General features: G+C 73.3%; 31 protein-coding genes and 2 pseudogenes. 11 read left to right on the top strand and 22 right to left on the bottom strand.

The genetic code is table 11. The features are described from left to right. Positions 1 to 2: 2 nt before the first annotated feature. The 3 genes from QRX60_RS35135 to tuf all read right to left on the bottom strand — a co-directional run bounded on the left by QRX60_RS35135 (position 3) and on the right by tuf (position 3,243). The gene (locus tag QRX60_RS35135) at positions 3 to 272 is read right to left on the bottom strand and encodes a hypothetical protein (protein WP_285995742.1); all 270 of its coding nucleotides are present in this window, start codon (positions 270 to 272) and stop codon (positions 3 to 5) included. A 93-nt stretch (positions 273 to 365) separates the two neighbouring features. Continuing rightward, a complete protein-coding gene (locus QRX60_RS35130; RefSeq protein WP_408630285.1) occupies positions 366 to 1,856 on the bottom strand; it encodes a rhamnogalacturonidase in 1,491 nt (496 codons plus the stop codon). Positions 1,857 to 2,055: 199 nt separating this feature from the next. Further along, positions 2,056 to 3,243, bottom strand: a complete 1,188-nt coding sequence (gene tuf, locus QRX60_RS35125) for an elongation factor Tu (RefSeq protein ID WP_285995740.1) — start codon at positions 3,241 to 3,243, stop codon at positions 2,056 to 2,058. Between the two features lie 324 nt (positions 3,244 to 3,567). On the opposite strand from tuf, the gene QRX60_RS35120 reads away from it, so the two are divergent. Further along, the gene (locus QRX60_RS35120) at positions 3,568 to 3,864 is read left to right on the top strand and encodes a hypothetical protein (protein ID WP_285995739.1); all 297 of its coding nucleotides are present in this window, start codon (positions 3,568 to 3,570) and stop codon (positions 3,862 to 3,864) included. Here QRX60_RS35120 and QRX60_RS35115 read toward each other — a convergent pair. Further along, a complete protein-coding gene (locus QRX60_RS35115) occupies positions 3,858 to 4,433 on the bottom strand; it encodes a helix-turn-helix domain-containing protein (protein WP_285995738.1) in 576 nt (191 codons plus the stop codon). The two genes, QRX60_RS35120 and QRX60_RS35115, sit on opposite strands and share 7 nt — an antisense overlap. Positions 4,434 to 4,451: 18 nt before the next feature. Between QRX60_RS35115 and QRX60_RS35110 the strand changes: the two genes are divergently transcribed. Continuing rightward, positions 4,452 to 4,946, top strand: coding sequence for a GNAT family N-acetyltransferase (locus tag QRX60_RS35110; RefSeq protein ID WP_285995737.1), 495 nt, complete (start codon positions 4,452 to 4,454; stop codon positions 4,944 to 4,946). Positions 4,947 to 4,966: 20 nt separating this feature from the next. After that, complete coding sequence (locus tag QRX60_RS35105) at positions 4,967 to 5,956, top strand: sigma-70 family RNA polymerase sigma factor (RefSeq protein ID WP_285995736.1); 990 nt, start codon at positions 4,967 to 4,969, stop codon at positions 5,954 to 5,956. On the opposite strand, the gene sigJ is transcribed toward QRX60_RS35105, so the two are convergent. After that, the gene (gene sigJ, locus QRX60_RS35100; RefSeq protein WP_285995735.1) at positions 5,953 to 6,813 is read right to left on the bottom strand and encodes an RNA polymerase sigma factor SigJ; all 861 of its coding nucleotides are present in this window, start codon (positions 6,811 to 6,813) and stop codon (positions 5,953 to 5,955) included. The genes QRX60_RS35105 and sigJ overlap by 4 nt on opposite strands. 120 nt (positions 6,814 to 6,933) lie before the next feature. Between sigJ and QRX60_RS35095 the strand changes: the two genes are divergently transcribed. Beyond that, positions 6,934 to 7,563 carry an LUD domain-containing protein gene (locus QRX60_RS35095; protein WP_285995734.1) on the top strand — a complete coding sequence of 210 codons (630 nt, stop codon included), beginning with the start codon at positions 6,934 to 6,936 and terminating at the stop codon, positions 7,561 to 7,563. A 3-nt stretch (positions 7,564 to 7,566) separates the two neighbouring features. Here the strand turns inward: QRX60_RS35095 and QRX60_RS35090 are convergent, their stop codons facing one another. Beyond that, positions 7,567 to 8,154 (bottom strand): helix-turn-helix domain-containing protein, encoded by a 588-nt coding sequence (locus QRX60_RS35090; RefSeq protein WP_285995733.1) that lies wholly within the window; start codon positions 8,152 to 8,154, stop codon positions 7,567 to 7,569. A 77-nt stretch (positions 8,155 to 8,231) separates the two neighbouring features. Here QRX60_RS35090 and QRX60_RS35085 point away from each other — a divergent pair, with 77 nt between their 5' ends. From QRX60_RS35085 to QRX60_RS35075, 3 genes are all read left to right on the top strand, one after another. Continuing rightward, positions 8,232 to 9,170: an NAD(P)/FAD-dependent oxidoreductase gene (locus QRX60_RS35085; RefSeq protein WP_285995732.1), complete on the top strand. Its 939-nt coding sequence runs from the start codon at positions 8,232 to 8,234 to the stop codon at positions 9,168 to 9,170. A gap of 40 nt (positions 9,171 to 9,210) precedes the next feature. Beyond that, complete coding sequence (locus QRX60_RS35080; protein ID WP_285995731.1) at positions 9,211 to 9,666, top strand: group II truncated hemoglobin; 456 nt, start codon at positions 9,211 to 9,213, stop codon at positions 9,664 to 9,666. A 158-nt stretch (positions 9,667 to 9,824) separates the two neighbouring features. Beyond that, positions 9,825 to 10,391, top strand: a complete 567-nt coding sequence (locus tag QRX60_RS35075; RefSeq protein ID WP_285995730.1) for a TIGR03086 family metal-binding protein — start codon at positions 9,825 to 9,827, stop codon at positions 10,389 to 10,391. Here QRX60_RS35075 and QRX60_RS35070 read toward each other — a convergent pair. Together QRX60_RS35070 and QRX60_RS35065 are read right to left on the bottom strand one after the other, a co-directional pair. Beyond that, positions 10,363 to 11,268 carry an NAD-dependent protein deacetylase gene (locus QRX60_RS35070; protein ID WP_285995729.1) on the bottom strand — a complete coding sequence of 302 codons (906 nt, stop codon included), beginning with the start codon at positions 11,266 to 11,268 and terminating at the stop codon, positions 10,363 to 10,365. The two genes, QRX60_RS35075 and QRX60_RS35070, sit on opposite strands and share 29 nt — an antisense overlap. Continuing rightward, positions 11,247 to 12,170, bottom strand: a complete 924-nt coding sequence (locus QRX60_RS35065) for a bifunctional helix-turn-helix transcriptional regulator/GNAT family N-acetyltransferase (RefSeq protein ID WP_285995728.1) — start codon at positions 12,168 to 12,170, stop codon at positions 11,247 to 11,249. Before QRX60_RS35065 ends, QRX60_RS35070 begins: the two co-directional genes overlap by 22 nt. A 79-nt stretch (positions 12,171 to 12,249) precedes the next feature. Here QRX60_RS35065 and QRX60_RS35060 point away from each other — a divergent pair, with 79 nt between their 5' ends. After that, positions 12,250 to 13,689 carry a serine/threonine-protein kinase gene (locus QRX60_RS35060; protein ID WP_285995727.1) on the top strand — a complete coding sequence of 480 codons (1,440 nt, stop codon included), beginning with the start codon at positions 12,250 to 12,252 and terminating at the stop codon, positions 13,687 to 13,689. On the opposite strand, the gene QRX60_RS35055 is transcribed toward QRX60_RS35060, so the two are convergent. From QRX60_RS35055 to QRX60_RS35035, 6 genes and pseudogenes are all read right to left on the bottom strand, one after another. After that, positions 13,679 to 14,593: a DUF3800 domain-containing protein gene (locus QRX60_RS35055; protein WP_285995726.1), complete on the bottom strand. Its 915-nt coding sequence runs from the start codon at positions 14,591 to 14,593 to the stop codon at positions 13,679 to 13,681. The genes QRX60_RS35060 and QRX60_RS35055 overlap by 11 nt on opposite strands. Before the next feature lie 198 nt (positions 14,594 to 14,791). After that, a pseudogene (locus tag QRX60_RS51655) lies at positions 14,792 to 14,890 on the bottom strand (DUF3291 domain-containing protein); the annotation flags it as partial. 31 nt (positions 14,891 to 14,921) lie between these two features. Beyond that, positions 14,922 to 15,056: pseudogene (locus tag QRX60_RS51650) on the bottom strand (DUF3291 domain-containing protein); the annotation flags it as partial. 101 nt (positions 15,057 to 15,157) lie between these two features. Further along, complete coding sequence (locus QRX60_RS35045; protein ID WP_285995724.1) at positions 15,158 to 15,589, bottom strand: Rieske (2Fe-2S) protein; 432 nt, start codon at positions 15,587 to 15,589, stop codon at positions 15,158 to 15,160. 10 nt (positions 15,590 to 15,599) lie between these two features. Next, a complete protein-coding gene (locus QRX60_RS35040) occupies positions 15,600 to 16,145 on the bottom strand; it encodes a DUF6529 family protein (protein WP_285995723.1) in 546 nt (181 codons plus the stop codon). Next, complete coding sequence (locus QRX60_RS35035; protein WP_285995722.1) at positions 16,145 to 16,819, bottom strand: hypothetical protein; 675 nt, start codon at positions 16,817 to 16,819, stop codon at positions 16,145 to 16,147. Before QRX60_RS35035 ends, QRX60_RS35040 begins: the two co-directional genes overlap by 1 nt. A 133-nt stretch (positions 16,820 to 16,952) precedes the next feature. Here QRX60_RS35035 and QRX60_RS35030 point away from each other — a divergent pair, with 133 nt between their 5' ends. Both QRX60_RS35030 and QRX60_RS35025 read left to right on the top strand, forming a co-directional pair. Then, on the top strand, positions 16,953 to 17,981 hold the full coding sequence (locus QRX60_RS35030; RefSeq protein WP_285995721.1) for an alpha/beta hydrolase: 1,029 nt from the start codon (positions 16,953 to 16,955) through the stop codon (positions 17,979 to 17,981). A gap of 25 nt (positions 17,982 to 18,006) precedes the next feature. Then, a complete protein-coding gene (locus QRX60_RS35025) occupies positions 18,007 to 18,861 on the top strand; it encodes an alpha/beta fold hydrolase (protein WP_285995720.1) in 855 nt (284 codons plus the stop codon). On the opposite strand, the gene QRX60_RS35020 is transcribed toward QRX60_RS35025, so the two are convergent. From QRX60_RS35020 to ligD (QRX60_RS34990), 7 genes are all read right to left on the bottom strand, one after another. After that, entirely contained in the window at positions 18,819 to 19,160 is a 342-nt protein-coding gene (locus QRX60_RS35020) for a DoxX family protein (protein ID WP_285995719.1), read from the bottom strand. The genes QRX60_RS35025 and QRX60_RS35020 overlap by 43 nt on opposite strands. Positions 19,161 to 19,254: 94 nt before the next feature. After that, on the bottom strand, positions 19,255 to 19,719 hold the full coding sequence (locus tag QRX60_RS35015) for a GNAT family N-acetyltransferase (protein WP_285995718.1): 465 nt from the start codon (positions 19,717 to 19,719) through the stop codon (positions 19,255 to 19,257). Further along, the gene (gene ligD / locus QRX60_RS35010; protein ID WP_285995717.1) at positions 19,716 to 20,708 is read right to left on the bottom strand and encodes a non-homologous end-joining DNA ligase; all 993 of its coding nucleotides are present in this window, start codon (positions 20,706 to 20,708) and stop codon (positions 19,716 to 19,718) included. Before ligD (QRX60_RS35010) ends, QRX60_RS35015 begins: the two co-directional genes overlap by 4 nt. A gap of 43 nt (positions 20,709 to 20,751) precedes the next feature. Beyond that, positions 20,752 to 21,171, bottom strand: a complete 420-nt coding sequence (locus tag QRX60_RS35005; RefSeq protein WP_285995716.1) for a DUF6292 family protein — start codon at positions 21,169 to 21,171, stop codon at positions 20,752 to 20,754. 56 nt (positions 21,172 to 21,227) lie between these two features. Next, positions 21,228 to 21,632 (bottom strand): STAS domain-containing protein, encoded by a 405-nt coding sequence (locus tag QRX60_RS35000; protein WP_285995715.1) that lies wholly within the window; start codon positions 21,630 to 21,632, stop codon positions 21,228 to 21,230. A 29-nt stretch (positions 21,633 to 21,661) separates the two neighbouring features. Then, positions 21,662 to 21,904, bottom strand: coding sequence for a hypothetical protein (locus QRX60_RS34995; RefSeq protein ID WP_285995714.1), 243 nt, complete (start codon positions 21,902 to 21,904; stop codon positions 21,662 to 21,664). Further along, positions 21,879 to 22,799: a non-homologous end-joining DNA ligase gene (gene ligD, locus QRX60_RS34990; protein WP_285995713.1), complete on the bottom strand. Its 921-nt coding sequence runs from the start codon at positions 22,797 to 22,799 to the stop codon at positions 21,879 to 21,881. Before ligD (QRX60_RS34990) ends, QRX60_RS34995 begins: the two co-directional genes overlap by 26 nt. Positions 22,800 to 22,858: 59 nt before the next feature. On the opposite strand from ligD (QRX60_RS34990), the gene QRX60_RS34985 reads away from it, so the two are divergent. Further along, on the top strand, positions 22,859 to 23,080 hold the full coding sequence (locus QRX60_RS34985; RefSeq protein ID WP_285995712.1) for a hypothetical protein: 222 nt from the start codon (positions 22,859 to 22,861) through the stop codon (positions 23,078 to 23,080). 13 nt (positions 23,081 to 23,093) lie between these two features. Here the strand turns inward: QRX60_RS34985 and QRX60_RS34980 are convergent, their stop codons facing one another. Next, entirely contained in the window at positions 23,094 to 24,929 is a 1,836-nt protein-coding gene (locus QRX60_RS34980; RefSeq protein ID WP_285995711.1) for a bifunctional sugar phosphate isomerase/epimerase/4-hydroxyphenylpyruvate dioxygenase family protein, read from the bottom strand. Positions 24,930 to 24,931 lie beyond the last annotated feature (2 nt).

Raw genomic sequence — 24,931 nt, 5'->3', positions numbered from 1 at the left:
GCTCAGCGTGGGCGGCGCCGGGTCGTGGTGCGGCGCAGGGTCGTGGGCTTCTTCGCCGTCGTCGTCGGCGGGTGCGCCCGCGTCGGCGTGGTCGTGGTCGCCACCGGGGTCTCGGTGGCCGCCGGAGATTCGGCCGTCGGCGGTGAGTCCGTTGTGGACGGGACGTCGGTCGTGGACGGCGGGATCACCTGCCCGCTCCCCGATCCGCCGCCCGCGCACGCGCCGAGCAGCACGACCGTGCTCAGGACCAGGCCGCACCACCACGCTCGCACCGCCCGGACCCTAACAGCGCACCCCGCGCGAAACCGGCGAAACGCGGAAACCGGCCGGGTCCCGCGGCGGCGCCGGGGTCCCGCCGGCCGGTCCTACAGCTCCTGGTGGTCCGCGTGCTCCACCCGGGCCTCCCCCACCGGGCGCCCATCGCTCACCCGGAAGTCGTCCACGCCGTCCAGCACGAACGTCGGGGTTCCCGCCACCTGGTCCGCGCGGCAGTGGTGCACGTCCACATCCGCGGCGTCACGCACGACGAACGCCGGGCGCGTGTCCCGGGCTCCGAAGCGGACGTCCACATTGTCCAGGCTGATCCCGCGCGCGTGGCGGATGAAGAACCCGTACGCCGGGAGCGTGCCGAACATCGACGGCTCCGGGTAGGCGGTTTCCAGCCCCGGTGGGTTCTGGACCGCGTCGCCCGGGGTGAGGCCGCCCGCCAGGTGGTGGCGGATGGTGCTCAGCTTCAAGTCCTCGATCGGGTGGCCGGGGATCCCCGCGAAGCACGACGGATACCGCGGGTCCGCGTCGAACGTCGTCACGTCGCTGATGCTCACCCGGCGCAGGAACCCGACCGGGATACCCGCCGGGCCGCGCATGCGGGCACCCAGACGAAGGAACAGCGGCATCTGGACCTTGCGCATCGTCAGGTTGCTGATCGTCACGTCCTCCAGCCACCCGCCGTCGACCGTCTCCAGCGCCAGGCCCCGGCAGTACTCGAAGACCACGTTGGAGATCGCGATGTTGCGGAACCCGCCGTTGGCCTCCGTGCCGAACTTGACGCGGCCGGTGCGCCCGTACGACGACGTCCGATACGTGCCGTCGACCAGCGTGCCGAGGTCGTAGCCGCTGACGAAACAGTTGGTGATGGTCACGTTTTCCGTGTCGCGCACCCGGTTCAGCGCGTACGAGCTCTTCAGCACGATCGCGTCGTCGTTCGGCGAGTTCACCGTCGTGTTGGCGATCCGGACGTTCTTGCAGCAGTCGATGTTGATGCCGTCGCGGTTGGTGTCGATCACCAGGCCGTCGATGCGGAAGTTGTCGACGCCGGTCGGCAGGATGCCGAAGTGGCCGCCGTTGACGATCGTGATGTCGCGGATCGCGACGTTGCGGCACAGCTTGAGCGCGATCGCCTTGTTGCCGTTGAGCGGCGCCGACTCCGCGCTGCCGCCGGCGACGAGGCCCTTGCCGTCGATCTTGCCCGGCCCCTCGATGGTGACGTTCTCCAGGTTCTCGCCCCAGATCAGGCTGTTGTGCCAGTGGCTGTGCCCGAAGTCCTGGTACGGGTTGCCCGCGCCCGGCTCGGCCGGGTCGTAGCCCTTGCCGCCGGCCGGGGTGGCCGCGAGGATCGTCGCGTTCGCCGCCAGGTACAGCGCCACGGTGCTCTTGAGGTGGATCGAATAGCTCGCGTACTTCCCGGCCGGGAAGTACACGGTGCCGCCGCGGGTCGCGGCCGCGTCGATCGCGCGGTTGATCGCGGCGGTGTCGATGGTGCGCCCGTCGCCCTTCGCACCGAACTTCGTGACGTCGAAGAACCGGCCCGGCGCGCCGTCTTCCGCCGCGATCGCCGGAGATCCGATGAATGGCAGCGCGGCGCCCGCCGCAGCTCCCCAGGTGACCGCACGACGGCGGCTGAACGCTTCGCCCACGAAAGCTCCCTTTTCTCGCTACGGCGGAAACACTGCGCGGTGTTTCCGACGGCGGATCGGGAATGCGCGTCACCAGGCTAGGAGCAAATGATCGGATGAGTCAAGCTCGCCCCCGCCGGGGCGGGGGCGAGCTCGCTCTTCAGTCCAGCACCTCGCGAACGGTGCCGGCGGCCACGGTGAGCCGGCCTTCGCGCATGGCGAACCCGAGCCCCGGGCTCATCGCGACCGGCTGGCCGAGCTCCACCGTCAGCGAAGCCGCCTCACCCGGCCGGACCACCGGCACGCCCTCGGCGAGGGCGACCACCCCGACGACGTCGCTCGTGCGGAAGTGGAACTGCGGCCGGTAGTTCGCCGCGAACGGCGTCCGCCGGCCACCCTCGGCGGCCGACAGCACGTGGACGTCCGCGCGGAACCGCGTGTGCGGCCGGACGCTGCCCGGCAGGCAGACGACCTGCCCGCGCCGGACCTCGCCGCGCTTGACCCCGCGCAGCAGCACCGCGGCGTTGTCCCCCGCCTCGGCGCGCTCCATCGGCTTGCCGAAGGTCTCGAGCCCGGTGGCCACGCTCGTGACGGCCGGGCCGAGCCCGATCACCTCGACCGCGTCGCCGACCGCGAGGGTGCCCTGCTCCACCGCGCCGGTCACGACGGTGCCGCGGCCGGTGATGGTCAGGACGTTCTCGATCGGCATGAGGAACGGCAGGTCGAGCCGCCGGGGCGGGATCGGCACGTGCTCGTCGACGGCCTCGAGCAGGTCGAGGATCCGCTGCGTCCACAACGGGTCGCCGTCGAGCGCGCGCAGCCCGGACACGCGGACGACCGGCACGGCCTCGCCGTCGAACCCGTAGCGGGTCAGCAGCTCGCGGACCTCGAGCTCGACCAGGTCGAGCAGGTCCTCGTCGTCGGCGAGGTCGGCCTTGTTGAGCGCGACCACGAGGTGCTCGACGCCGATCCGGCGCGCCAGCACGACGTGCTCGCGCGTCTGCGGCATCGCGCCGTCCTGCGCCGAGACGACCAGGACGGCGCCGTCGAGCTGGGCCGCGCCGGTGATCATGTTCTTGACGTAGTCGGCGTGGCCCGGCATGTCGACGTGCGCGTAGTGCCGGGTCGGCGTCTCGTACTCGACGTGCGCGATGTTGATCGTGATGCCGCGCTCGATCTCCTCCGGCGCGCGGTCGATGCGGTCGAAGGCGACGTAGCGGTTGGCGCCGCCGCGCTCGGCCAGCACTTTCGTGATGGCCGCGGTGAGGGTGGTCTTGCCGTGGTCGACGTGACCCATCGTGCCGATGTTGAGGTGCGGCTTGGTGCGCACGTACTGCTGCTTGGTCATGGGATTTCCTGTACTGAGAGCGAAAGCGCGCGAAACCGGGCGAACGCGTCGACCCTTCCCCGGCGGTTCCGCGCTCACGACAGGGAATCGGGGAAGGGTCAGCTTCGAGCGCCGCTGTGCAGGATCGAAGACAGCCGTGCCGAAAGGGCGCTCGGCAGGGACACGCCTGCGAGCGTCGCGCTATCGGTCACGGGAAACATGATCCGCAGGGTGCCACGGAAAAGACGGTGGTGTCACCCGGTTTTCGCGGGTTGCCGTAACAACGCCGCCGTCACCGGCGACCTCTGGACGGGATCATCGGCCTGGCCTGGAGGGGGGACGCCCATGGACCACCGGAACCTCGCGGACGCGGCCGTCCGCGCCATCGCCGACCACTTCGGTGCCGTCCGCTCGGGAGTCCGGGTTTCGGAGGCGGCGTCGCGAACCGTGGCCGAGATCGTCTCGGTGGTCAGGTCGGTGTGCGGCGTCGGCTCGCCCGTTCTCGAGGACCTGCGGCGGAATCCGGCGAGCTGCGGTGTCCGCACCCACGCGGCGGCGCTGCTGCGGCGGGCGCTCGACGAGGACGGGAGCGCCGGGCCGGCGCTCGGCGAAGCACTCGGCCGCAGCGACGTCGCCTACTGAACCCGGCCGGTTCGCGGGCGCATCACGAGCGCCGCCACGTGGTACTCGCACGGCTCGTCGCCGCGGTTCGCGTAGGAATGCGTCACGTCGGCCGGGAAGTAGACCGAATCCCCCGCCGCCAGGACGTGCTCGGCCGAATCGACGCCCAGCCACAGCGTGCCCGACTCCACCGCGACGAATTCGTGGGAACCCGGCGCGTACGCGGGAAACTCGCCCGCGTCACACCCGGCGGGCAACGTCGTGCGGATCCACTCGAAGTTGACCCCCGGCACGACCGGCGTCAGCACCGTGCGGTGCCAGCCACCCGGCTCGGCGACGTGGTCCTGCTCGGCCGCGCGGCGGACGATCACCCGGTCCGTCTCCAGGTCGGCCAGCAGGCGCGACGACGACCACCCCAGGCCGTCGGCGATCCGGGACAGCACGACCACCGTCGGGGTCTTCTCGCCGCGCTCGATGGCCGACAGCATGCTGACGCTCACCCCGGCTTCCCGGGCCAGCGCGCTCAACGCCAGGCCGCGGCCGGTCCGCAAGGCGTGCAGGCGGCGGCCCAGGCTCACCGGATCGATCATTCCTCTATAATAGCAGCCATGTCCACTATAGCGGAAATGCGGCCGGCGACCGAGGCGGACGCCGAAGGCATCGCGGCCGTCTTCGCGCCGTACGTCACCGACTCGGTCGTCACCTTCGAGACCACCCCACCGACCCCGGACCAGTGGCGCGCGAAGATCCGCGAGGGCGACCTGCCGTTCCTCGTCCTGGCCGGGGCGGGCATCGACGGCTACGCACTCGCCGCGCCCTGGCGGCCGAAACCCGCCTACCGGCACACCGTCGAGACGACCATCTACCTCGCGCCCGAAGCCACCGGCCGCGGCCACGGCCGGCGCCTGCTGGACGAGCTGCTCGAGCGGTGCGCCAAGGCGGGCGCCCAGCAGGCGATCGCCGTGGTCGTCGACTCCGGCAGCCCGGCGTCGCGGAACCTGCACCGCGCGGCCGGGTTCACCGACGCGGGCGTGCTGCGGCGCGTCGGGTTCAAACACGGCCGGTGGCTCGACACCCTCCTGATGCAGCGCGAGCTCGGCTGACCGTCGGGCAGGATGCGCGCATGGACACCGAAGCCGACCTGCTCGAAGCGGCCCGGCGCGAGGACCGCGGCGCGTTCGACCGGCTCGTGCGGCCCTACCGGAGCGAGCTGCGCGCCCACTGCTACCGGCTGCTCGGCGCCCTGCACGACGCCGAAGACGCGCTGCAGGAGGCGCTGCTCGGTGCCTGGCGCGGGCTGGCCGGGTTCGAGGGGCGCAGCTCGGTGCGCGCGTGGCTCTACCGGATCGCCACGAACGCCTGCCTGCGGATGATCAAGCAGCGGCCGCAACGCCTGCTGCCGCGCGACCACCACCCGGCGGCGAAGCCCGGTGACGCGCTCGCCGGCCCGGTCGACGGCGAGGCGTTCGTCGAGCCCTACCCCGGGGACGACTGGGACCCGCAGCGCCGCTTCGAGCTCCGCGAAAGCGTCGAGCTGGCGTTCGTCGCCGCACTGCAGCACCTCCCCGGCACCCAGCGGGCAGTGCTGATCCTGCGCGAGGTGCTCGCGTTCTCCGCCGCGGAGGTCGCCGAGGTGCTCGACACGTCGGTCGCTTCGGTGAACAGCGCGCTGCAGCGGGCCCGCAAGACCCTCGACCAGCGAACGCCGTCGCGAAGCCAGCAGGCGACGCTGCGCAGTCTCGGCGACGACGCGGAACGCGCGCTGGTGGCGGCTTTCGTCGCGGCGTGGGAGCGCGCGGACGTCCCGGCGCTGCTCGACCTGCTCGCCGAGGACGCCCGCTTCACGATGCCGCCGCTGCCCGCCTGGTTCGACGGCCGCGACGACGTCGCCCGCTTCCTGTCCGGCAGCGTGTTCGCCACGCCGTGGCGGCTCGTGCCGGTCCGGGCCAGCGGCCAGCTCGCGTTCGCGTGCTACCAGCGCCACCCGGACGGCGTCTTCCGCATCGGCTGCGTGAACGTGCTGACGCTGCGCGACGACCGGATCGCCGAGATCACCGGCTTCCTCGACCCCGCGATGTACGCGGGCTTCGCGCTGCCGGCCGAACTCCCCTAGTTCGTCCAGCGCCGCAGTTTCTCGGGGTTGCGGACGACCCAGATGTGCCGGATCCGGTCACCCGCGACCTCGAACGCGAACACCGTCACGACGACGCCGTCCTGCCGGGCGACCAGACCGGGCCGGCCGTTGACCGTGCGCTCCAGGAACGTCATGGTGCCGGGCCTGCGGCCGGCGAGCTCGATCCAGGCGCGCGCGACCCGCTCGCCGCCTTCGATGGGGTGCAGGAAGGTGGCGGCGAGGCCGCCGCCGTCGGCGGTCGCCGTGGCGCCCGGATCGAGGAGGCCGATCAGGGCGTCGATGTCCTTCGCCTCCCACGCCCGCTTGAACTCCCGGACGATCCCCGCCTGCCGGGCCGCCGGAGTCGGCAGACCCTGCGACGCGCGAACGCGGCGGCGGGCCGAAGAGGCCAGCTGGCGGCACGCCGCCTGCGTCCGCCCGACGATCTCGGCGACTTCGGCGAAGGAGTGGCAGAAGACGTCGTGCAGGATGAACGCGACGCGCTCGGCCGGCGTCATCGACTCGAGCACGACCAGGAACGCCATGCTCACCGACTCGTCCAGCGTGACCCGGTCGGCCGGATCGCCGGCCGGGCTCTCGGGCACCGGCTCGGGGATCCATTCGCCCACGTAGGTCTCGCGGCGTGCGCGCGCCGAGCCGAGCAGGTTGAGGCAGATGCGGCCGGTGACCGTCGTCAGCCAGGCCCCCGGGGACTCGATGGCGTCCCGCTGCGGCCGGGACAGCGCGAACCACCGGGCATAGGCCTCCTGCACGGCGTCCTCGGCCTCGGCCAGGGAGCCCAGGAGCCGGTAGGCGAGGTTGATCAACCGGCGCCGCTCGCCCATGAGCGCGTCCATCGTGCTCCCTTCGTCGTCACCCCGTACGACAAGACAGCGGCCCCGGATGTGAGGCCTCACATTCCGGGTGGCTGCGTTGTCGTACCCGGGGAAACCGATCCGACCACGCCAGGAGCCGCCATGACCACCCCGTTGCCGATCACCTCGTTCGCCGACCCCGTGCCCGCCCAGCGCCTGGAGCGGGCGGCCGCGGCGCTGACCGCCCACGGGTTCGCCGTGGAGATCCTCGACGACGCCGCGGCCGCGCGGGCCCGCGTCCGCGAGCTGATCCCGGCCGGGGCCGGCGTGTTCACCGGGGCCAGCGAGACCCTGCGCCTGTCGGGCATCGACGCGGACATCAACGACGGCGAGCGGTACCGGGCGGTGAAACCACTCGTCCTGGCGATCGACCGCGCGACGGGCGCCGACGAGATCCGGCGGCTGCTCGCGAGCCCCGACGTCGTGGTGGGCAGCGTCGCGGCGGTCACCGAAACCGGCTCCCTCGTGGCCGCTTCGGGCAGCGGGAGCCAGCTGCCCGCCTATGCGGGCGGCGCCGGCCGGGCGATCTGGGTGGTCGGGGCGCAGAAAGTGGTGCCCGACCTGGAGACTGCGCTGCGCCGCGTCGACGAGCACTGCCTGCCCCGGGAAAGCGCCCGCACGCAGGAGGTCCACGGGTGGCCCAGCGCGGTCAACCGGGTCCTCGTGCTCACCGCGGAACCCCGGCCGGGGCGGGCGACGGTGCTGCTGCTGCGCGAAGCCATCGGGTTCTGAACGTCAGCGCGACTTCGCCCGCAGGTGGAGCCGCTCCCCCTGCTTCCCGAACAGGCTGAGGATCTCCGCCGGCCGACCGCCGACCGCGCCGAACCAGTGCGGCAGCCTCGTGTCGAACTCCGCCGCCTCGCCCGGGCCCAGGGTCATGTCGCGGTCGGCCAGGACCAGCCTCAGCCGGCCCGACAGGACGTACAGCCACTCGTAGCCCTCGTGGACCTGGGGGTCGGGCTCGCCCGTCTCCGGTTCCAGGACCATCTTGAACGCCTGGGGCGCGCCGGGCTGGCGGGTCAGCGGCAGGACCGTCATCGTGGCGCCGTTGTGGCGCGGGATGCGGCGCGCCGTGAGCCGGACGCGGGGGTCGCCGACCTCCGGCGCGCCCACCAGTTCGTCGAGGGGTACCTGGTGGGCCTGCGCGATCGGCAGCAGCAGCTCGAGGCTCGGCTTGCGCTGGCCGGACTCCAGCCGCGACAGCGTGCTCTTCGAGATGCCCGTCGCCGCCGAGAGGTCGGCCAGCGTGACCCGCCGCTGCGTGCGGACCCGCTTGAGCCGGGGGCCGACCTCGGCCAGGGCCTGGGTGATGGCGTCCGTCATGCCCCCAGCAAACGCCCTTGTCCCGGAAACGGCAACATTTGTTGTCGGAATCGCGATGCCGGGTTCAAGGTGGCGGCATGACCGAAAACAGCTATGACGTCCTGGTGGTGGGTGGCGGTGCCGCGGGCCTGAACGCCGCCCTGATGCTCGGCCGCGCGCGGCGGCGCGTCGTGGTCGTCGACGGCGGTTCGCCCCGCAACGCCCCCGCCGAGCACATGCACGGCTTCCTCTCCCGCGACGGCCTGCCGCCGGCCGAACTGCTCAAGATCGGCCGCGAAGAGCTCGCCGGCTACGGGGTCGAGATCCTCGAAGACCGGGTGAGCGGGCTCGAACCCGGTTTCACCGCCCGGCTCGCGAGCGGCCGGGAGCTGACCGCCCGGCGCGTCCTGGTCGCGACCGGCGTCCACGACGACCTGCCGGCCATCCCGGGCCTGCGCGAAAGCTGGGGCACCGACGTGGTGACCTGCCCGTACTGCCACGGCTACGAGGTCCGGGACCAGCCGCTCGGCGTGCTCGGCACCGAACCCGCGAGCGTCGAGCACGCGCTGCTGGTGCGCCAGTGGTCACCGGACGTCGTGTACTTCGCGCACACCGCACCACCGTCCGAAGAGGACCGTGAGCGGCTCGACGCGCGGGGCATCGAGATCGTCGACGGGACCGTCACCGCCCTGCGGCGGGAAGACGGCCGCCTCACCGGGGTCGAACTCGGCGCGCGGTTCGTGCCCCGGGCGGCGCTGTTCCTTCGCACCTCGACCGTCCCGCACGACGAACTGCTGCGCGGACTCGGCTACGAAGAAGGCGCCACCGACCCGATGGGCAAGACGAACGTGCCGGGCGTGTGGGCGGCCGGGAACGTCGTCGACGCGCGGGCGACCGTGATCATCGCCGCCGCCCAGGGCGCGGCCGCCGCCGGCGCGCTGAACCACGACCTCGTGACCGAGGACGTCCGGCGGGCGGTCGACGCGTTCGGCGGCTTCACCCCGGCGGCCGAACGCGCGGCCGCGGCGGCGCGCTGACGTCCTGGCGTTCGGCGAGCGGCCGTGCCAGGCTCGGCGGATGCGCCCGACGCTGTACGAATTCGCCGGCGGCGACCCCGCGTTCCGCGCGCTGGCCGCCGCCCACCACGAGCGCTGCCTGGCCGACCCCGAGCTGAACCACCCGTTCTCGCACCCGGGGCAGCACCCGCAGCACGTCGACCGGCTGGCCCGGTACTGGGCCGAGGTCATGGGCGGCCCGCCGCGGTTCTCCACGGAGTGCAGCGACCACTCGGCGATGCTGCGGCTGCACGCCGGCAACGGCGACATGAGCGACCTCGGCCGCCGGTTCGTCGAGTGCTTCGTGCGGGCCGCGGACGACGCCGGCCTGCCCGCCGATCCGGAGTTCCGCGGCGCGCTGCGGTCCTACATGGAGTGGGCGGTCGCCGAGGTCCTCACCTACCCGGGACCGGCCGACGACGTCCCCGCCGGGCTCGCGATGCCGCACTGGTCCTGGAACGGGTTGCAGCCGGTGTAACGCCCGGGGCGCCCGCCGCGTCTTGTGGGCAACGACCGGCTGTGGAGGTCCGTCGCAGAGCCGGTCCGGGCGCGTTTCCCCCACCTGCCCGGGCCGGCTCGCCCACGGCGTCCGAAACCCGCCTGCACCGCACCCGCGGGCGGGCCAGAGTGGACGCCATGCTCATCCCCCGTTTCCTGCTCGCGAGCAAGGGCTTCGAGCACCACCTCCGCGCGGTGGCGCCCGACGGCTGGGCCGCGCCGACCCCGTGCACCGACTGGGACGTGCGGGCGCTGGCGAACCACATGACCCGGGGAAACCTCAACTACATCGGGCTCCTGCGCGGGGGCACACGCGAGGAGTTCCTGGCCGCCCGCGACGCCGACGCGCTCGGGGACGACCCGGTCACGGCGTTCACCGCATCGGTCCGGGCCTGCGCGGCGGCCTTCGCCGAGGAAGGCGCGCTGGACCGGGTCGTCGACTACCCGCTGGGCCGGCTCACCGGACGACGGGCCCTGGCCGTGCGCACGACGGACAGCACGGTGCACACCTGGGACCTGGCCCGCGCTCTCGGTGCCGACGACACCCTCGACCCCGGTCTCGTCGCGTGGATCGACGAAAGCCACGACGACATCTTCGCGGGGCTGGCCCTGAGCCCCCAGGTCTTCGCCGAGCCACCGCCCGGTGCGCCCGGCGCGTCCCGGCAGGACCGGATGCTCACGCGGTTCGGCCGCGACCCTCGCTGAGCCCGCAGCCCAGCCGCCCGGCCAGCTCGGCCAGCGCCCGCCCCAGCGGGAGGTCGACCCGCACCGAGGCGTAGCGGTCGCCGCGGGTCTCCCCGTGGTTGACGATCACCACCGGCTTGCCCGCGGCCGCCGCGTGGCGGACGAAGCGGAGCCCGGACATCACTGTCAGGGAGGACCCCAGCACGAGCAGCGCGGCGGCCTCGTCGACCAGGCGGTAGCACTGCTCGACGCGGGGCCGCGGCACGTTCTCGCCGAAGAACACCACGTCCGGCTTGAGCACGCCGGCGCACTCCGCGCACGGCACCGGGGTGAACCGGCGCACGACGTCCTCGGGCAGCTCGACGTCGCCGTCCGGGTTGATCCGGGTGGCCGCGCCCTCGAAGTCCGGGTTCGCCACCCGCAGCCGCCGGTCCAGCTCGGCGCGCGGGCTCGTGCTCCGGCAGTCCAGGCAGATCACGCGGTCCAGGCTGCCGTGCAGTTCGACGGCGTCCGCGGTGCCGGCCGCCTGGTGCAGGCCGTCGACGTTCTGCGTGATGACGCCGCCGAAGTACCCGCCGTCGCACAGGGCGGCGACCGCGCGGTGGCCGTCGTTGGGGTCGGCGCGGGCGATGGTGCGCCAGCCGAGGTGGCTGCGCGCCCAGTAGCGCTGCCGGCCGTCGGCGCTGGTGACGAACTCGTCGTAGGTCATCGGCGTGTGCCGGCGCAGGCTGCCGGTCTCGCCGCGGTAGTCGGGGATCCCGGATTCGGTGGACAGCCCGGCCCCGCTGAGCACGGCGACCCGGCCGCGCGCGACGACGCCGGCCAGCTCGTCGAGACTCGAGGTCCGCGGCAGCGGCGCGTCCGGGGACGTCCAGGTCAGGGTGGGGCGGGTCCGCACCCGTCCAGGGTACGTGGGCCGGGCAGCTGCTTCTCGAACCAGTGATCGGCGTAGTGCTCGTCGTTGAACGGCGCGACCTCGCGGTACCCCGCCGCGCGGTACAGGCCGATCGCTTCGCCGAGCGCGCGGTTCGTCTCCAGCCGCAGCGCGCGGACGCCCAGGCCGGCCGCGTGCGCCTCCAGCTCGGCCAGCAGCCGGCGGCCCAGCCCGAGACCGCGCGCTGACGGCGTCACCCACATCCGCTTGACCTCGGCCGGCGCGTCGCCGTGGAGCTTCAGCGCGCCGCAGCCGACCGGCTCGCCGTGCAGCGTGGCCACCAGCAGGACCCCGGCCGGCGGGGTCATCTCCTCGTCCGCCGCGGAGATGCTGAGCCCGGGGTCGAACCCGCCGTCGAAGCGCCGGGCCAGTTCGGCGAAGTAGGCGCGCAGGCAGAACCGGGCCTTCGCGTGCCCGGGCGGGCACGGCGCGACGTCCACGGCCGAGGCCGTGAGGAGCCGCTCGACCTCGGCCATCGCGGTGACGAGCCGGGTGCGCTGCCCGCCGGACAGCGGGGCGAGGAGCGCGGCGGCCGCGTCGTCGGAGAGCCGGTCGAGCGCGGCGCGTTCGGCCTGCCCGGCCGCCGTCAGCCGGGCGGTCCGGACGCGGCCGTCCGCGGCGCTCGGCTCGACGCGCACGAGGCCGTCCCGTTCCAGCCCGCGCAGCAGCCGGCTCAGGTAGCCGGAGTCGAGGTCGAGCCGCTCCCGCAGCTCGCGGACGTCGCGCCCGGTGGCCCCGATCTCCCACAGCACCCGCGCCTCGCCCAGTGGGCGGGCCCGGGCGAGGAAGGCGTCGTCGAGCGCGCCGATCCGCTGGGTGACCGTCCGGTTGAACCGCCGGACGCCGTCGACCAGGTCGGGGTCCATTACCTGACTATAGTCAGCGAAACCGCTGTAACGCGCTGCCATCCGGGGCAGACTTCCCGGTGTCTGCAGAGGGAAACGCGTGAGCCGCCAGTTCGGGCCGTACCGTGTCGAGTCGCTCATCGCCCGGGGTGGCATGGGCGAAGTCCACCGCGCCTACGACACGCGCCACGACCGCGTCGTGGCGCTGAAGCTGCTCGCGCCGGACTTCGCGGCCGACCACGAGTTCCAGGAGCGGTTCCGGCGGGAGGCCCACGCGGTGGCGCGCCTGCGCGAGCCGCACGTGATCCCGATCCACGCCTACGGCGAGATCGACGGGCGCCTCTACCTCTACATGCGCCTGGTCGACGGCGACGACCTCGGCACCCGGCTGGCCGCGGGCGGGGCGCCGGCCCCGGCCGAGGCGGTCGGCATCGTCGGGCAGGTCGCCCAGGCACTGGCGGCCGCGCACGCCGAAGGCCTGGTGCACCGGGACGTCAAGCCGTCGAACGTGCTGGTCGGCGCGACCGGGTTCGCCTACCTCGTGGACTTCGGCATCGCCCGCGCGGCCGGGCCCGGCACCGAGCTGACCGCCACCGGCGGCGCTGTCGGGACGCTCGACTACATGGCGCCCGAGCGCTTCGCGGACGCGCCGGCCGACCACCGCGTCGACGTCTATTCGCTCGCCTGCGTGCTGCACCAGTGCCTGACCGGCAGCAAGCCGTTCGCGGCGACGACGGCCGCGTCGCTGATCGGCGCGCACCTGTACCAGCCGCCCCCGCGCCCGAGCACGCTGCGGCCCGGGCTGCCCGCGGCGTTCGACGCCGTGATCGCGCGGGGCATGGCCAAGAACCCCGCGGAGCGCTTCGGCAGCGTCACCGAGCTGGCGGACGCCGCCCGGGCCGCGCTCGGCGGCACGAGCCCGGTCCACGCCGCCGCTCCCCCGACCCGGCAGGCCACCCGGCCGGCTCCGGCCGCGACGCAGGTGCGGCAGCGGGCTTCGAAGGCGCCCTGGCTGGTCGCCGGCGTGGCGCTGCTCGCGCTCGTGGCCGTCATCGGGTGGTTCACGGTCCTCGAACCCTCGTCGCGGGCCCAGCCGGTACCCGGCCCCGCCACGGGGACGTCGTCCTCCGCCCCCGCCGCGCCGCCCGTGACCGCACCGCCGGTCACGACCACGGAGGTCAGCGTCCGGACCTCCGTCGCCACCAGCGTCGCGAGCGGCGCCGACCTCGGCCTGGCGATCGCGATGAGCACACCGGCGTGCGACGGCTCGTTCGTCGTCGTGCTCGGCTCCGCGATCACCCCGGCCCGCTACCGCGCCGACGTCCAGCGGTTCCTCGACGCGCACCCGGGCGCGAAGTACCTGCACACGCCGACCACCGGCTGCGGCTCGCTGCGGCAGCAGGTGAACGGCGCCGACGTGTACGCCGTCTTCGACGGGCCGTTCGCCTCCCGGGAGTCCGCGTGCGCGCGGCGCAGCGGGAGCGCGTACGTCAAGCGGCTCGACAACACGACGTCGCCGTCGCAGGTCGTCAGCTGCTGAGCGCGTTCCAGACGGAGTCGGCGTCCACAAAGGACTGCAGCAGGGCGGTCAGCCGGGGGTCGCCGCGCCCGTTCAGCGCGTCGGAGGCGATCCGGCGGGCGACGCCGGCGAGGAAGTCGGCGACCTGCACGCGGGCGTCGGACCGCGAGTCCACGAACCGGACGCCGGCCAGCCGGTGCCCGAGCGTGACCTTCAGCTGGAGCACGCGTTCACCGGTCAGGGCGAGCTGTTCGTCGTGGACCAGGGCGACCGGGGTGCCGTCCGCGCTGAAGTGCCGGACGGTGTGGATCACCGCGGGCACCAGCGGATCCAGCACCGGGACCAGGCCGGGATCGGTCGCCAGGCGGGCGCGGTAGGCGGCCACGCGGTCGGCGCCCTGGCTCAGCAGGGCCATGATTTCGCCGGCTTCGCCCGGGCCGGCGAGCTCACTCACGAGGGCGAAGAACTCCTCCGGCGACGTCGTCACGCCGCGTCGCTGCCTGAGGCGCAGCACGCTGGTGAACGCGGCGAGGAAGGACGCCCAGCGGTCGGGGCCGAAGGCGGTGGGGCCGGCGCGGTGGAGGGTGCGCGCCATGGCGTCGGTGCCGTGCTCGGCCAGCAGCGTGACCGCGGCCCGCACGGCGAAGAACGTCTTGTCGGTCAGGTGGACGTGCCCGTGGCCGGCGAGGGGGCCGGCGGGGTCGAGCAGCCACTCGAGCACCGGGCGGTGCTTGCCGCGCAGCAGGTGGTTGGCCTTGTACTCCTCGGCGGGCGAGCCGATGCGGGCGCGGATCTCGCTCACGCAGGCTCGTGCGGCCTCGGGTGTCAGCCGGACCCCGGCGTGGGCGAAGACGTCCGTCTCGCCGCCGACGAGGTTTTCGCCCTCCGAACCCGACTCGTCGCAGGCGATCTCGACCGGGCTCACCGGTCCGATGGTGCCAGACGGGCCGCTCGGCGGCGACCGATTACCGGATGCGGCGTCCGTCCACGGTGAACCGGCGGAGCAGCGAGAACGCCTGGGGTGACGGCCCGTGGTCCCGGAGGTACTGCAACCGCGCCAGGGCCGGCCCGACGCCGGGGCCACCCACCGCGGAGCGGTGGACGGCTGCGGCGTCGGCGCGAACCAGTCGCGGCGGCGCAGCAGGAACCGCCCGTGGGCGCTGCGGTAGACGAACTCGTGGAGGCTGCGGCAGTCCCGCCACCCGGAGACGTTGACGACCACCTCGGTCCCCGGCGGAGGTGGCGAGGACCGCGTGCCCCGAGCCCGCACCCAGCCGCCGGACGAAGCCGGGCGCGGCTTCGGCGAGCCGCGCGACGGCGTCGAACGCGTTCGCGAACCCGGTCCTCGCCGGGTCGTCGAGCGGCGCGCGCGGGACCGCGACGTTCACCTGCGCCAGCTCGGCCACCGGGTCGGCGTAGGCCCGGTGCAGCCCGGCGGGACCACCAAGTCCTCTGTGGACGGTCGAGGACCATCGCGACCGCTCTGCTCCTAGGCCAGCGTGATCTTGCCGTTCGCGACGGTGACGTTCTTCTTCTCCAGCGCCCGCGACGCCGGGCCGTGCGCGACCGAGCCGTCGGCGATCTTGAACTTGCTGCCGTGGCACGGGCAGTTGATGGTGCCGTCCGCGACGGCGTCGACCGTGCAGCCCTGGTGGGTGCAGATCGCCGAGAAGGCCGCGAACGTCCCCGCCGCCGGCTGGGTCACCACCACCTGCTTGTCCGCGAACACCTTGCCGCCGCCGACCGGGACGTCGCCGGTCGCGCCCAGCTCGGTCCCGCCGGGCGCCGCGGGCTGCTGCGGCGCGGCGGAAGACGAGCCGGAACTACCGCCGTAGGTGCTGCAGCCCGCCACCAGCCCGGCGCCGACCGCCGCGAGCGCCGTCCGGCGGGCGACCACCGGATCCGTGTCGTCGTTGCGCATGATCGTCCCCCTAGAAGGTCAAGCCCGATTGGGTGAAGAACCACAGCGACGCGCTCAGCCAGAGCCCGACGAGCCCGGTGAACACGAGACCACCGAGGACCGGGAGCGACCAGCCGGGCGCACCTTCCTTGCGCAGCAGCAGCATCTTCGCGACGAACGCGCCGTAGAAGAAGCAGCCCAGCAGCGAGTGCAGGAGCACCCGCGTGTCGAACGACTGGAACCCCAGCGCGTAGAGGCAGTGCAGCGCCACCGGGATCGACACGAGGAACGCCAGCCGCCCCGACCAGCGGTGTACCGGCGAAACCCACGCCGGTGCGGTCCGGCCGAGCTTGCCGTACATCGCCAGCGCCGAGAGCAGCTGGACGACGGCCAGCACGACGACGACCGTCGCGAGCCACGCCTTCACCGACTGCGGGCTGGAGAAGCCCGCGACGTTCACCGCGACGCCGGTCGGCGTGTGCAGGCTGCCGTAGACGCCGAGCACCACCGAGACGACGGCGCCGACGGCGAGCGGCACGAGGAGCGCGGCCGCGGCGCGGTTGCCCGCCGTGGTCATCAGAAGTCACCGTTCCCGGCCAGGCCGCTGACCGCCTCGGCGGTCACGGACGCGCCGTCGACGGTCGCGGTGCTCGCCGCCGGGTCGAGTGCGGGAGCCGACGTCGGGTCCTCGTCCGTCGTCAGGATGCCGACCTGGCTGCCGTCGGGCTGCACGATCCAGCCGACTTTGGCCGTCTTGCCCTTCACCTTCGGCGTCGCGCGGTAGAGCCCCGCGGGCTTCTTCGCCGTGGGTGCGGTGAACTGCCAGGTCTTGCCGGCCGCCGTCACCGTCCCGGTGACCGACGTGGCGTCGAAGGTGCCCGCGAGGCTGGCGTTCTTGGCCCCCTTGAGGTCCAGCTTCCCGCCGACCGTCACGCCCTGCAGCCACGCTTCGACCTTCTTGCCGTCGCAGAGGTACGCGATCGCGTGGCCGTCGCGCACCGACACCGCGACGGACGCACCGCCGCCGGTGACCCGTCCCGCGTAGTCCGCCCGCGCGGGCGCGTCCGCCTTCGGTGCTTCGGAAGTCGTCGCCTGGGGAGGCGGCGCCGCCGTGGTGCTCGTGACGCTCGCCGCGCCGGCGGTCCCGGCGACCGGTGCGACGCCGGTCCCGGTCACCGCGGTGACGATCCCGATCCCGCCGGCGAGCACGACGCCGGCGAGCAATGTGAACAACGGCCCCGGATGTTTCATGGTCTTCCCCGCATTCCCCTAACCCACCACCTACCCCTGACACGGAGGTCGGGGCGAAACGGCTCAACGCTACGCGCGGAAAAGAGGTATCGCTTAGCCCTTGCAACTGGGTGGATCGTGGTTGACTGGCGGCATGCTGCCCTGGGACGGCGACCTCGCCGGCCGGCTCGACCGGCACACCGTGGAATCCGCGCTGCTGCGGGACAACCCGCTCGGCGACCCGCACGAGCGGCCGTTGTGGGTGTACGTCCCCCCGGGCTACGACGACGGCGACGAGCGCTATCCGGTGGTGTACGTGATCCAGGGCTACACGGGGCACCTCTCGATGTGGGCGAACCGGACACCGTTCCGCCGGCCGTTCGTGGAGACGGCGGACGCGGTGTTCGCCGGCGGCGCGCCGGGCTGCGTCGTGGTGTACGTCGACGCGTGGACCGCGTACGGCGGCTCGCAGTTCGTCGACTCGCCGGGGACGGGCCGCTACCACTCGTACCTGTGCGACGAGATCGTGCCGTGGGTGGACGCGCACTACCGGACGATCCCGGACCGCGAGTCCCGCGCGATCGCGGGCAAGTCGTCCGGCGGGTTCGGCGCGATGATCACGCCGATGCTGCGCCCCGACCTGTTCGGCGCACTGGCCACGCACGCGGGCGACTCGCTGTACGAGCTGTGCTACGTCCCGGACTTCGGCAAGGCGGTCCGCGCCCTGCGCGGGTACGGCCAGGACATCCAGGCGTGGTGGGCGGACTTCCGCGCGCGGCCGGCGTTCACCCGGCCGGAGGACACAACGTTGCTGCAGCTGCTCGGGGTTTCGGCGTGCTTCTCGGCTCGCCCGGACGGGACCCCGGAGCTGCCGTTCGACCCGGCGACGGGCGTGGTGCGGCCGGAGGTGTGGCAGCGCTGGCTGGACAGGGACCCGGTCCGGATGGTCCCTTCGCACGCCTCGGCGGTGAGTTCGTGGCGAGCGGTGTGGATCGACGCGGGCACGAGCGACGAGTACTTCCTCGACGTCGGCGCGGAGGCGTTCCGGGCGGAGGTGCTCAAGGCGGGGCTGCCGGAGGAGCGGATCCACTTCGAGCTGTTCGACGCGGGTCACGCCGCGATCGACTACCGGTACCCGTTGTCGCTGGCCTGGCTCGCGGAACGGCTGGCCCGCCAGTCGTGAGCGGAAGCCTCGCTAGGCTCGGCGCATGGTGATCGAGACCGACCTCGCCCTGCCGGACGGGCGCACCCTGCACCTCTACGACACCGGCGGTCCCGCGCGGCGCACGGTCTTCTGGCACCACGGCACGCCCAACCTCGGCGCGCCGCCCGGGCCGCTGCTGCCGCTCGCCGAAAGCCTGGGTGTCCGCTGGGTTTCCTACGACCGGCCCGGCTACGGCACTTCCACGCACCTGCCGGACCGGACCGTCGGGAACGCCGCCGAGTGCGCGGCCGCCGTCGCCGACGCGCTCGGGATCGAGCGCTTCGCCGTCATGGGTCACTCCGGCGGCAGCTCCCACGCCCTCGCCACCGCGGCCCTGCTGCCGGACCGCGTCACAGCCGTCGCGAGTCTTGCCGCCGTCGCGCCTTTCGGGGCCGAGGGCTGGTTCGACGGGATGGCCGCCGCCAGTGCCGCTTCCCTGCGCGCCGCCGCCGAAGGCCGGGCCGCCAAGGAAAAGTACGAAGCCGCCGCAGAGTTCGATCCGGACGTCTTCACCACGGCCGACTTCGCCGCCCTCAAGGGATCGTGGTCGTGGCTCGACGACGTCGTCCGGCCGGCCCTCGGCGCCGCCGGGCTGGTCGACGACGACCTCGCCTACGTCACGCCGTGGGGCTGCGACCCCGCCGCCGTCGCCGCGCCGACGCTGCTGGTGCACGGCGCGGACGACCGGATGATCCCCGCCACGCACAGCGAGTGGCTCGCCTCGCGGGTCCCCGGCGCCGAGCTCCGGCTCACTCCCGGCGACGGCCACATCTCCGTGCTGGACCACGCGGCCGACGCCTTCACCTGGCTCGCCGGTCAGGACAGCAGCGCCAGCGAAGCGACCACGGGCGCCAGGTAGAGCAGCGGGAACGCCAGGTGCCCGTACGACCGGGCGCGGGCCACGGTGACGACCGCGCCGAGGAAGTACAGCACCAGCCCGATCGCCGCGGCGATGCCGATCGGCGGCACGAACAACCCGGCGACCAGGCCGGCCGCTCCGGCGGCCTTCGCCGTGCCCAGCCACGGCCACCACGCCTCCGGCACGCCGTAGGAGGTGATCGGCTCGACGACCCACTTCGCCCGGGCGAAGACCGAGACGGCCGAGAAACCGACGAAGGCGGCGGCGAACAGGGTGACGATCACGTACGCGGTGGACATCGGGACTCCTCCGGGGATCGCGGGCCCCGGGGTTCCGGGTCCGTCACCCCCACGACTCCGCCCACCGGACCGATGTGACCGGCCGTGAGCGCGATCACAGTCCGAGTCGCACCACGATCTCGCCGTGGTCGATCTCCCCGGTCGGGGAGAACCCGACCTTGCGGTAGAAGGCGCCCGGGCCGTCGTCGCCCGGCTGGTGGCTCGTGAGCAGCTCGGTCCCGCCGTCGGCCCGCACCAGCGAGACGACCTCCGCCAGCACCGCCCGGCCGATCCCGCGGCCCTGGTGCCGCGCGTCGACCAGCAGCCGCCACAGGAAGTACGGACCGAGGACGCCGGGGCGGCCGGGCGGGACGTCCCAGCTGAGCATCACGAAGCCCACCGGCTCGTCACCCGCGTAGACGGCCCGGTACCAGGGCTCGCCCTCGGGCGTCGTCGCGGCGTCTTCCAGCGACTTCGCCACCGACGCGACGAACCGCTCCTGACCCGGCCGCACGCGCAGAGCGCACACCGCTTCGCGGTTCTCGTCGGTGATCTCGACCAGGCGCACCGGTGTGGTCACGACTCCCCCATCGGTTTCGGCGCTCGTACCTCGCCGGGCGTCCGGTCCGGGCGCAGGCCGCGCCACGACGTGTGGCGCAGCCGCAGATCCGGCGTGACGCGGCGGTGGACGACCTCGCCGACCAGGTCCGGCTCGACCCAGTGCGCGCCGCGGGCGCGGTCGCGCGGCACTTCGGTGGCGAACGGGGACTCCGCGCGCGCCAGCGGCGTGAGGACCTCGCGGAGGTGGTCGAGCGCGTCGTCGGTGAACCCGGTGCCGACGTCGCCGATGTACACCAGCGCGCCGTCGTCGTCGTACCCGCCGAGCAGCAGCGCGCCGAACGTGCCCGCGCGGCGGCCGGCGCCGGCCCGCCAGCCGCCGACGACCACTTCGCGCGTCTGCGTCAGGGCACGCTTCGTCCACCACGGCGAACGGGCACCGGGCAGGTACGGCGCGTCCAGCCGTTTCGCGACGACGCCCTCGATGCCGTGCTGGGCCGCCGTCGCCAGCAGCTGGTCCGGCGCGATGTCGGCGCGGGTGTACCAGGGCGGCACGACGAACCGGCCGTCCGCCGGCCGGACCAGTTCGGCCAGCAGCTCGCGACGCTGCTGGTACGGCCGGTCCAGCAGCGACTCCGTCCCGATCCGCAGCAGGTCGAAGGCGAAGTACACGACCGGGACCTCGGCGCGCAGCTTCGCCGTCGGCTCGTGCATGGCGCGGCGCTGCATCAGCTCGAACTCCGGGCGGCCGGCCGCGTTCAGCGCGACGACCTCGCCGTCGAGCACCGCCGCGTGACCGCCGAGCGCGGGCGCGAAGATCTCCTGCAGCTCGGGGTAGCGGTGGGTGTGGTCGCTGCCGCTGCGGCTGGTGATCCGGGCCTCGCCGGAGCCGGCGACCCGGGCGCAACCCCGGAAGCCGTCCCACTTCCACTCGTAGCCGTGGTGGTCGTCGTCCGGGAGGGACCCGTCGACGGCCAGCATCGGCGCCACCGCGTCCGGCACCGTCCCCATCGCCACCTCCCCCGGCCAGTGTGGAGGATCGACCGGGGGCGCGTCACCCCGCCGGCAGCAACGGCAGGAGCTCCTGGTGGCTCCCGGCGCGGCGCAGCACGGGCGAACCCGGCCCGTCCGGCTCCAGGTCCCCGGCCCGCAGCGCGGCCAGGAACCGCACGATCACCGGCGACGGCGGCAGGATGTCGGCCCCGCCGAGGTAGGCCAGCACGATCATCTCCTCCCCGCACGCCGCCTCGACCGCGGCAGCCCAGCCGTGCACCTCGTCCCACAGCAGCGCCACGTCGCGGTCGGGGAACCGGCGCAGCCGCCAGTCGACCGCGACGTAGGCCGACACCGGGACGTCCACGTCCACGGTGCAGGACTCGAGGCCGAAGCCGAGCGCCCCGGCCACCTCGCCGAGGTACGCGCGCAGGCCGCGCTGGAACCAGAACTCGAGATCGGTGTCGATCAGGCCGGACACCCGTTTCCCTTCTTCCCGGACCCGGCCGCGCACCCTGCCCGGCCGGTCGAAGCGGATCAGCCGAGCGCCACCAGCGCGTCGGCCCGATCCCGGTAGCAGGAGAACCCGGCGACGCCGGTCCCCCGCAGCAGCCGCCACATCGCCGGCGTGCGCACCACCCACGCCGTCGGGACGATCAGCTCGTCCGCGCGCCGCTGCACCCGCCGCAGCGCCCGGAGGCCGGCGCCGGAGCAGAACGTGACCCGGCCGAGGTCGACGACGAGCACACCGCCGCGCCTCAACGCCGTTTCCGCACATTCGACAAGAATGGCAACGGTCGCCAGATCAATGTCGCCCACCACCGCGACGAGAGTGCACCGATCGCTGGGGAACGTCGTCGTGACCGAGAACGGCTCGCACAACGATCCCGGCGAAGAACGGCCGAAGGCTCGCGAAAGCCGCGGCGGTTTCTGGATCTTCATGACCGGCTCCGACGGCTCAAGATGGTGGTTTACGCGTAGACCGTACCCAGTTCGTCCAGCTTGGTGCACAACGGAATCCGCCCGCCCGGCGGGTCGTGCACCGACACGGCCGTCTGCACGTGCAGCAGTCCACAGAGGACGATCGAAATCGCCTGGTCGGGCCCGATTTCCGCAATTTCGTCCGCCGCGGCGGCCGACACCTCCGGAACCGCCGCGGTTTCCCCGCGGAATTGCGAATTCCGAAATTCAGCCGAACGCAGGAATCGGGACACGCGTCCGGTCCAGTTCGGCGAAGAGGTCACCGAGGTCGTCGACGCGCCCGAGGACCTCGTCGGCGGTGAACCGCAGGTGCGAGACGTGCCGGCACGCGCGCACCTCGTCCCACGTGACCGGAGTGGACACTGTCGGCTCGTCGCGCCCGCGCAGCGAGTAGGGCGCCACCGTCGTCTTGAACGGGTTGTTCTGGCTCCAGTCGATGAAGACCTTGCCCGGCCGCAGCGTCTTCGTCATCCGCGCGACGACGAGGTCCGGCGTCTCGGCGGCGAGCCGCTCGGCGAGTGCCTTCGCGTACTGCGACGTCTCGCCGCCGTCCGTCGTCACGACGCCCGCGTAGAGCTGCATGCCCTTGGAGCCGCTGGTCTTAGCCACCGGGGTCAGCCCGTCGGCGGCGAGCACGTCGTACAGGCGCTCGGCAACGCGGCAGCAGTCGACGACCGTCGCGCCGGGGCCGGGGTCGAGGTCGAACACGAGCCGGTCCGGCGTGCTCCGCTCGTCGCCGTCTTCGACGGTCCACTGGTGGACGTGCAGCTCCAGCGCGGCGAGGTTGGCCGCCCAGACGAGCTCCGGCAGGTCGTTGATCAGCGGGTAGGCGATGATCTCGGGCTCCTTGCCGCGGCCGCCGACGGTGAGGCGGGCGGTGCGCACCCAGTCCGGCGCGTGCCGGGAGACGTCCTTCTCGAAGAACGAGCCGCCGGCGACGCCGTCGGGGAACCGCACGAACGTCATCGCGCGGTCGCGGATGTGCGGCAGCAGCAGCGGCGCGATGCGCGTGTAGTAGTCGAGCACCTCGCCCTTGGTGAAGCCGTGCCGCGGGTAGAGCACCTTTTCGAGGTTCGAAAGCGTCAGCTGCCGCTCGCCCACCCGCACCGTGATCCGGCTCCCCGCCACGGCGCCACGGTATCACCCATGGTTATGATACGTTCGTATCAGCAACGTGAGGGGGAACCGTGAAGTTCGACGTGCTGCAGATCCTGGGGGCTGCCCTGACGGTGGTGGGCGCCCAGGGCGCGATCCGCCTGCTGGTCGACCACGCGAACACCGGGCTGCTGGGGTGGCTCGGCGCGGGGTTCACCGGGACCTTGGCCGGCTACCTGGTGGCCACGGCGCTCGGCGTCGTGCTCGCCGGCTGGGCTCACGACCGCGCCAAGGCCCTCGGACGCCGGAAGTAGCCGCGGGCGCGGGCTACGCGGAGGTCGGGCGATTCGCTTCGCGCTGCCTCCGGTGCGCGGCCATCCGGATCGGGGAGTTCGCGGCACCGTCGCCGGCGTAGCCGCCGATCCGCTGCACGACCTCGAAGAAGACGCGGCCACCGAGCACCACCGTGAAGAAGTGCAGCAGCTCGCCGTGCTCGTCGCGGTCGTAGAGCACCGACTCCTGCCGCAGGGCGGTGAGCAGCTCGGGATCCGGGGCCAGACGGGCGTCGAGGTCGTCGTAGTAGTTCCCGGGGATGTCGAGCAGCGGCGCTCCCAGCTCACGCATCCGGCGCGCGCTCGCCAGGGCGTCGTCGGTCGCCAGCGCGACGCGTTGGGGCTCGCGTACGCCCGGCGCCCAGTCTCCGCGCCGGAGCAGGGCCGATTCGAGGGCGATGCGGACCCGGCCGGACGGGTCCGCCACCGTGCGGCTGCGCACCAGGCCGAACGGCGCCGCGAACTCCGTCATCGGCTCCGGCTCCAAGCCGAGCACCGCGCGGTAGAACAACGCCGCCTCGTCGAAGTGGTCGAACGGCTGAGTGAGGGCCAGGTGGTCGATCCCGGTCACCCCCGCACCCCCGCCGGGCGCCCCGGTCACCGCGAAGTCGCCGAGCCAGCTGTCCCCGGTTTCCGCGCCGGTGCGGCAGAAGAACACCGACGTCCCGTCCGGCGCCGCGATCGCCGACAGATCCGCTTCGCCCGCGCGGTGGGTGCGCGGCAGGATCGGCGCCAGCAGCCGCTGGGCACGCCGGGCCGAGACGACCGGGTCGGCGCTCTCCACCGCGACCGCGCCGACCGACGCCCCCGCCGAAGATCCGGAGCTGTTCAGCAGGATCCGCGCGTCCCCCTGTTGCCACAACCGGACCGGCTTGGACCGGTGGTGACCCGTTTCGGTGAACCCGAGCCCACGCAAGGCATCCGCCACCGGACGTTCCGCTTCGCCGGCCACCGACAGCTCGACGAACGCGTGCCCGGACAGTGCCGGCGCGGGCGGCAGGTCCGTGACGCCGAGCGTTTCCTGCAGGGCGAGCAGCGACCGCATCGCGTCGACAGCGGCCGGCGCCGGGTCCGCCTGGCGGAAGACGTCGTTGAACACCTCGAGCGACAACGGCCCGCGGTAGCCGGCCGCGAGCACGTGCCCGGTGAACGCGGTCAGGTCGAACGCGCCCTGGCCGGGGAAGAGCCGGTGGTGGCGGCTCCACTGCAGCACGTCCATCTGGAGCCGCGGCGCGTCGGCCAGCTGCAGGAAGAACAGCTTCTCGCCGGGGATCGTGCGGATCGCGGCCGGGTCGCTGCCCCGCGACAGGATGTGGAAGCTGTCCAGGCACAGCCCCAGCGCGGGGTGGGCGGCCCGGCGCACGATGCGCCACGAATGCTCGTAAGTGTTGACGAACCGGCCCCACGCCAGCGCTTCGTAGGCGATCCGCAGTCCGCGCGCGGCGGCGCGCTCGGCGAGCAGGTGCAGTTGCTCCGCGGCGAGATCGTCGTCGTCGACCGCGTCCGGCGACACCGACGAGCACACCAGCATCGTGTCGGCACCGAGCTGCTCCATGACGTCGAACTTCAGTTCCGCGCGCCGCAGGTTCCGGGCGAGCACGTCCGGCGGCACCGCCTCGAAGTCCCGGAACGGCTGGTACAGGTCGATCGACAGGCCCAGTTCGGCGCAGTGTTCGCCGATCTCCTTCGCCGACCAGGACGAGGCGATGAGGTCGTTCTCGAAGATCTCCACCCCGTCGAACCCGGCACGGGCGGCCGCGGTCAGCTTGTCTTCGAGGGTCCCCGAGAGGCAGACCGTGGCGATCGAACGGCGGGGCTCAGACGAGGACATCG

This window comes from Amycolatopsis mongoliensis, from assembly GCF_030285665.1.
GTDB classification, from domain to species: Bacteria; Actinomycetota; Actinomycetes; order Mycobacteriales; family Pseudonocardiaceae; genus Amycolatopsis; species Amycolatopsis mongoliensis.
This window is presented reverse-complemented; position numbering and strand designations above follow the sequence as displayed.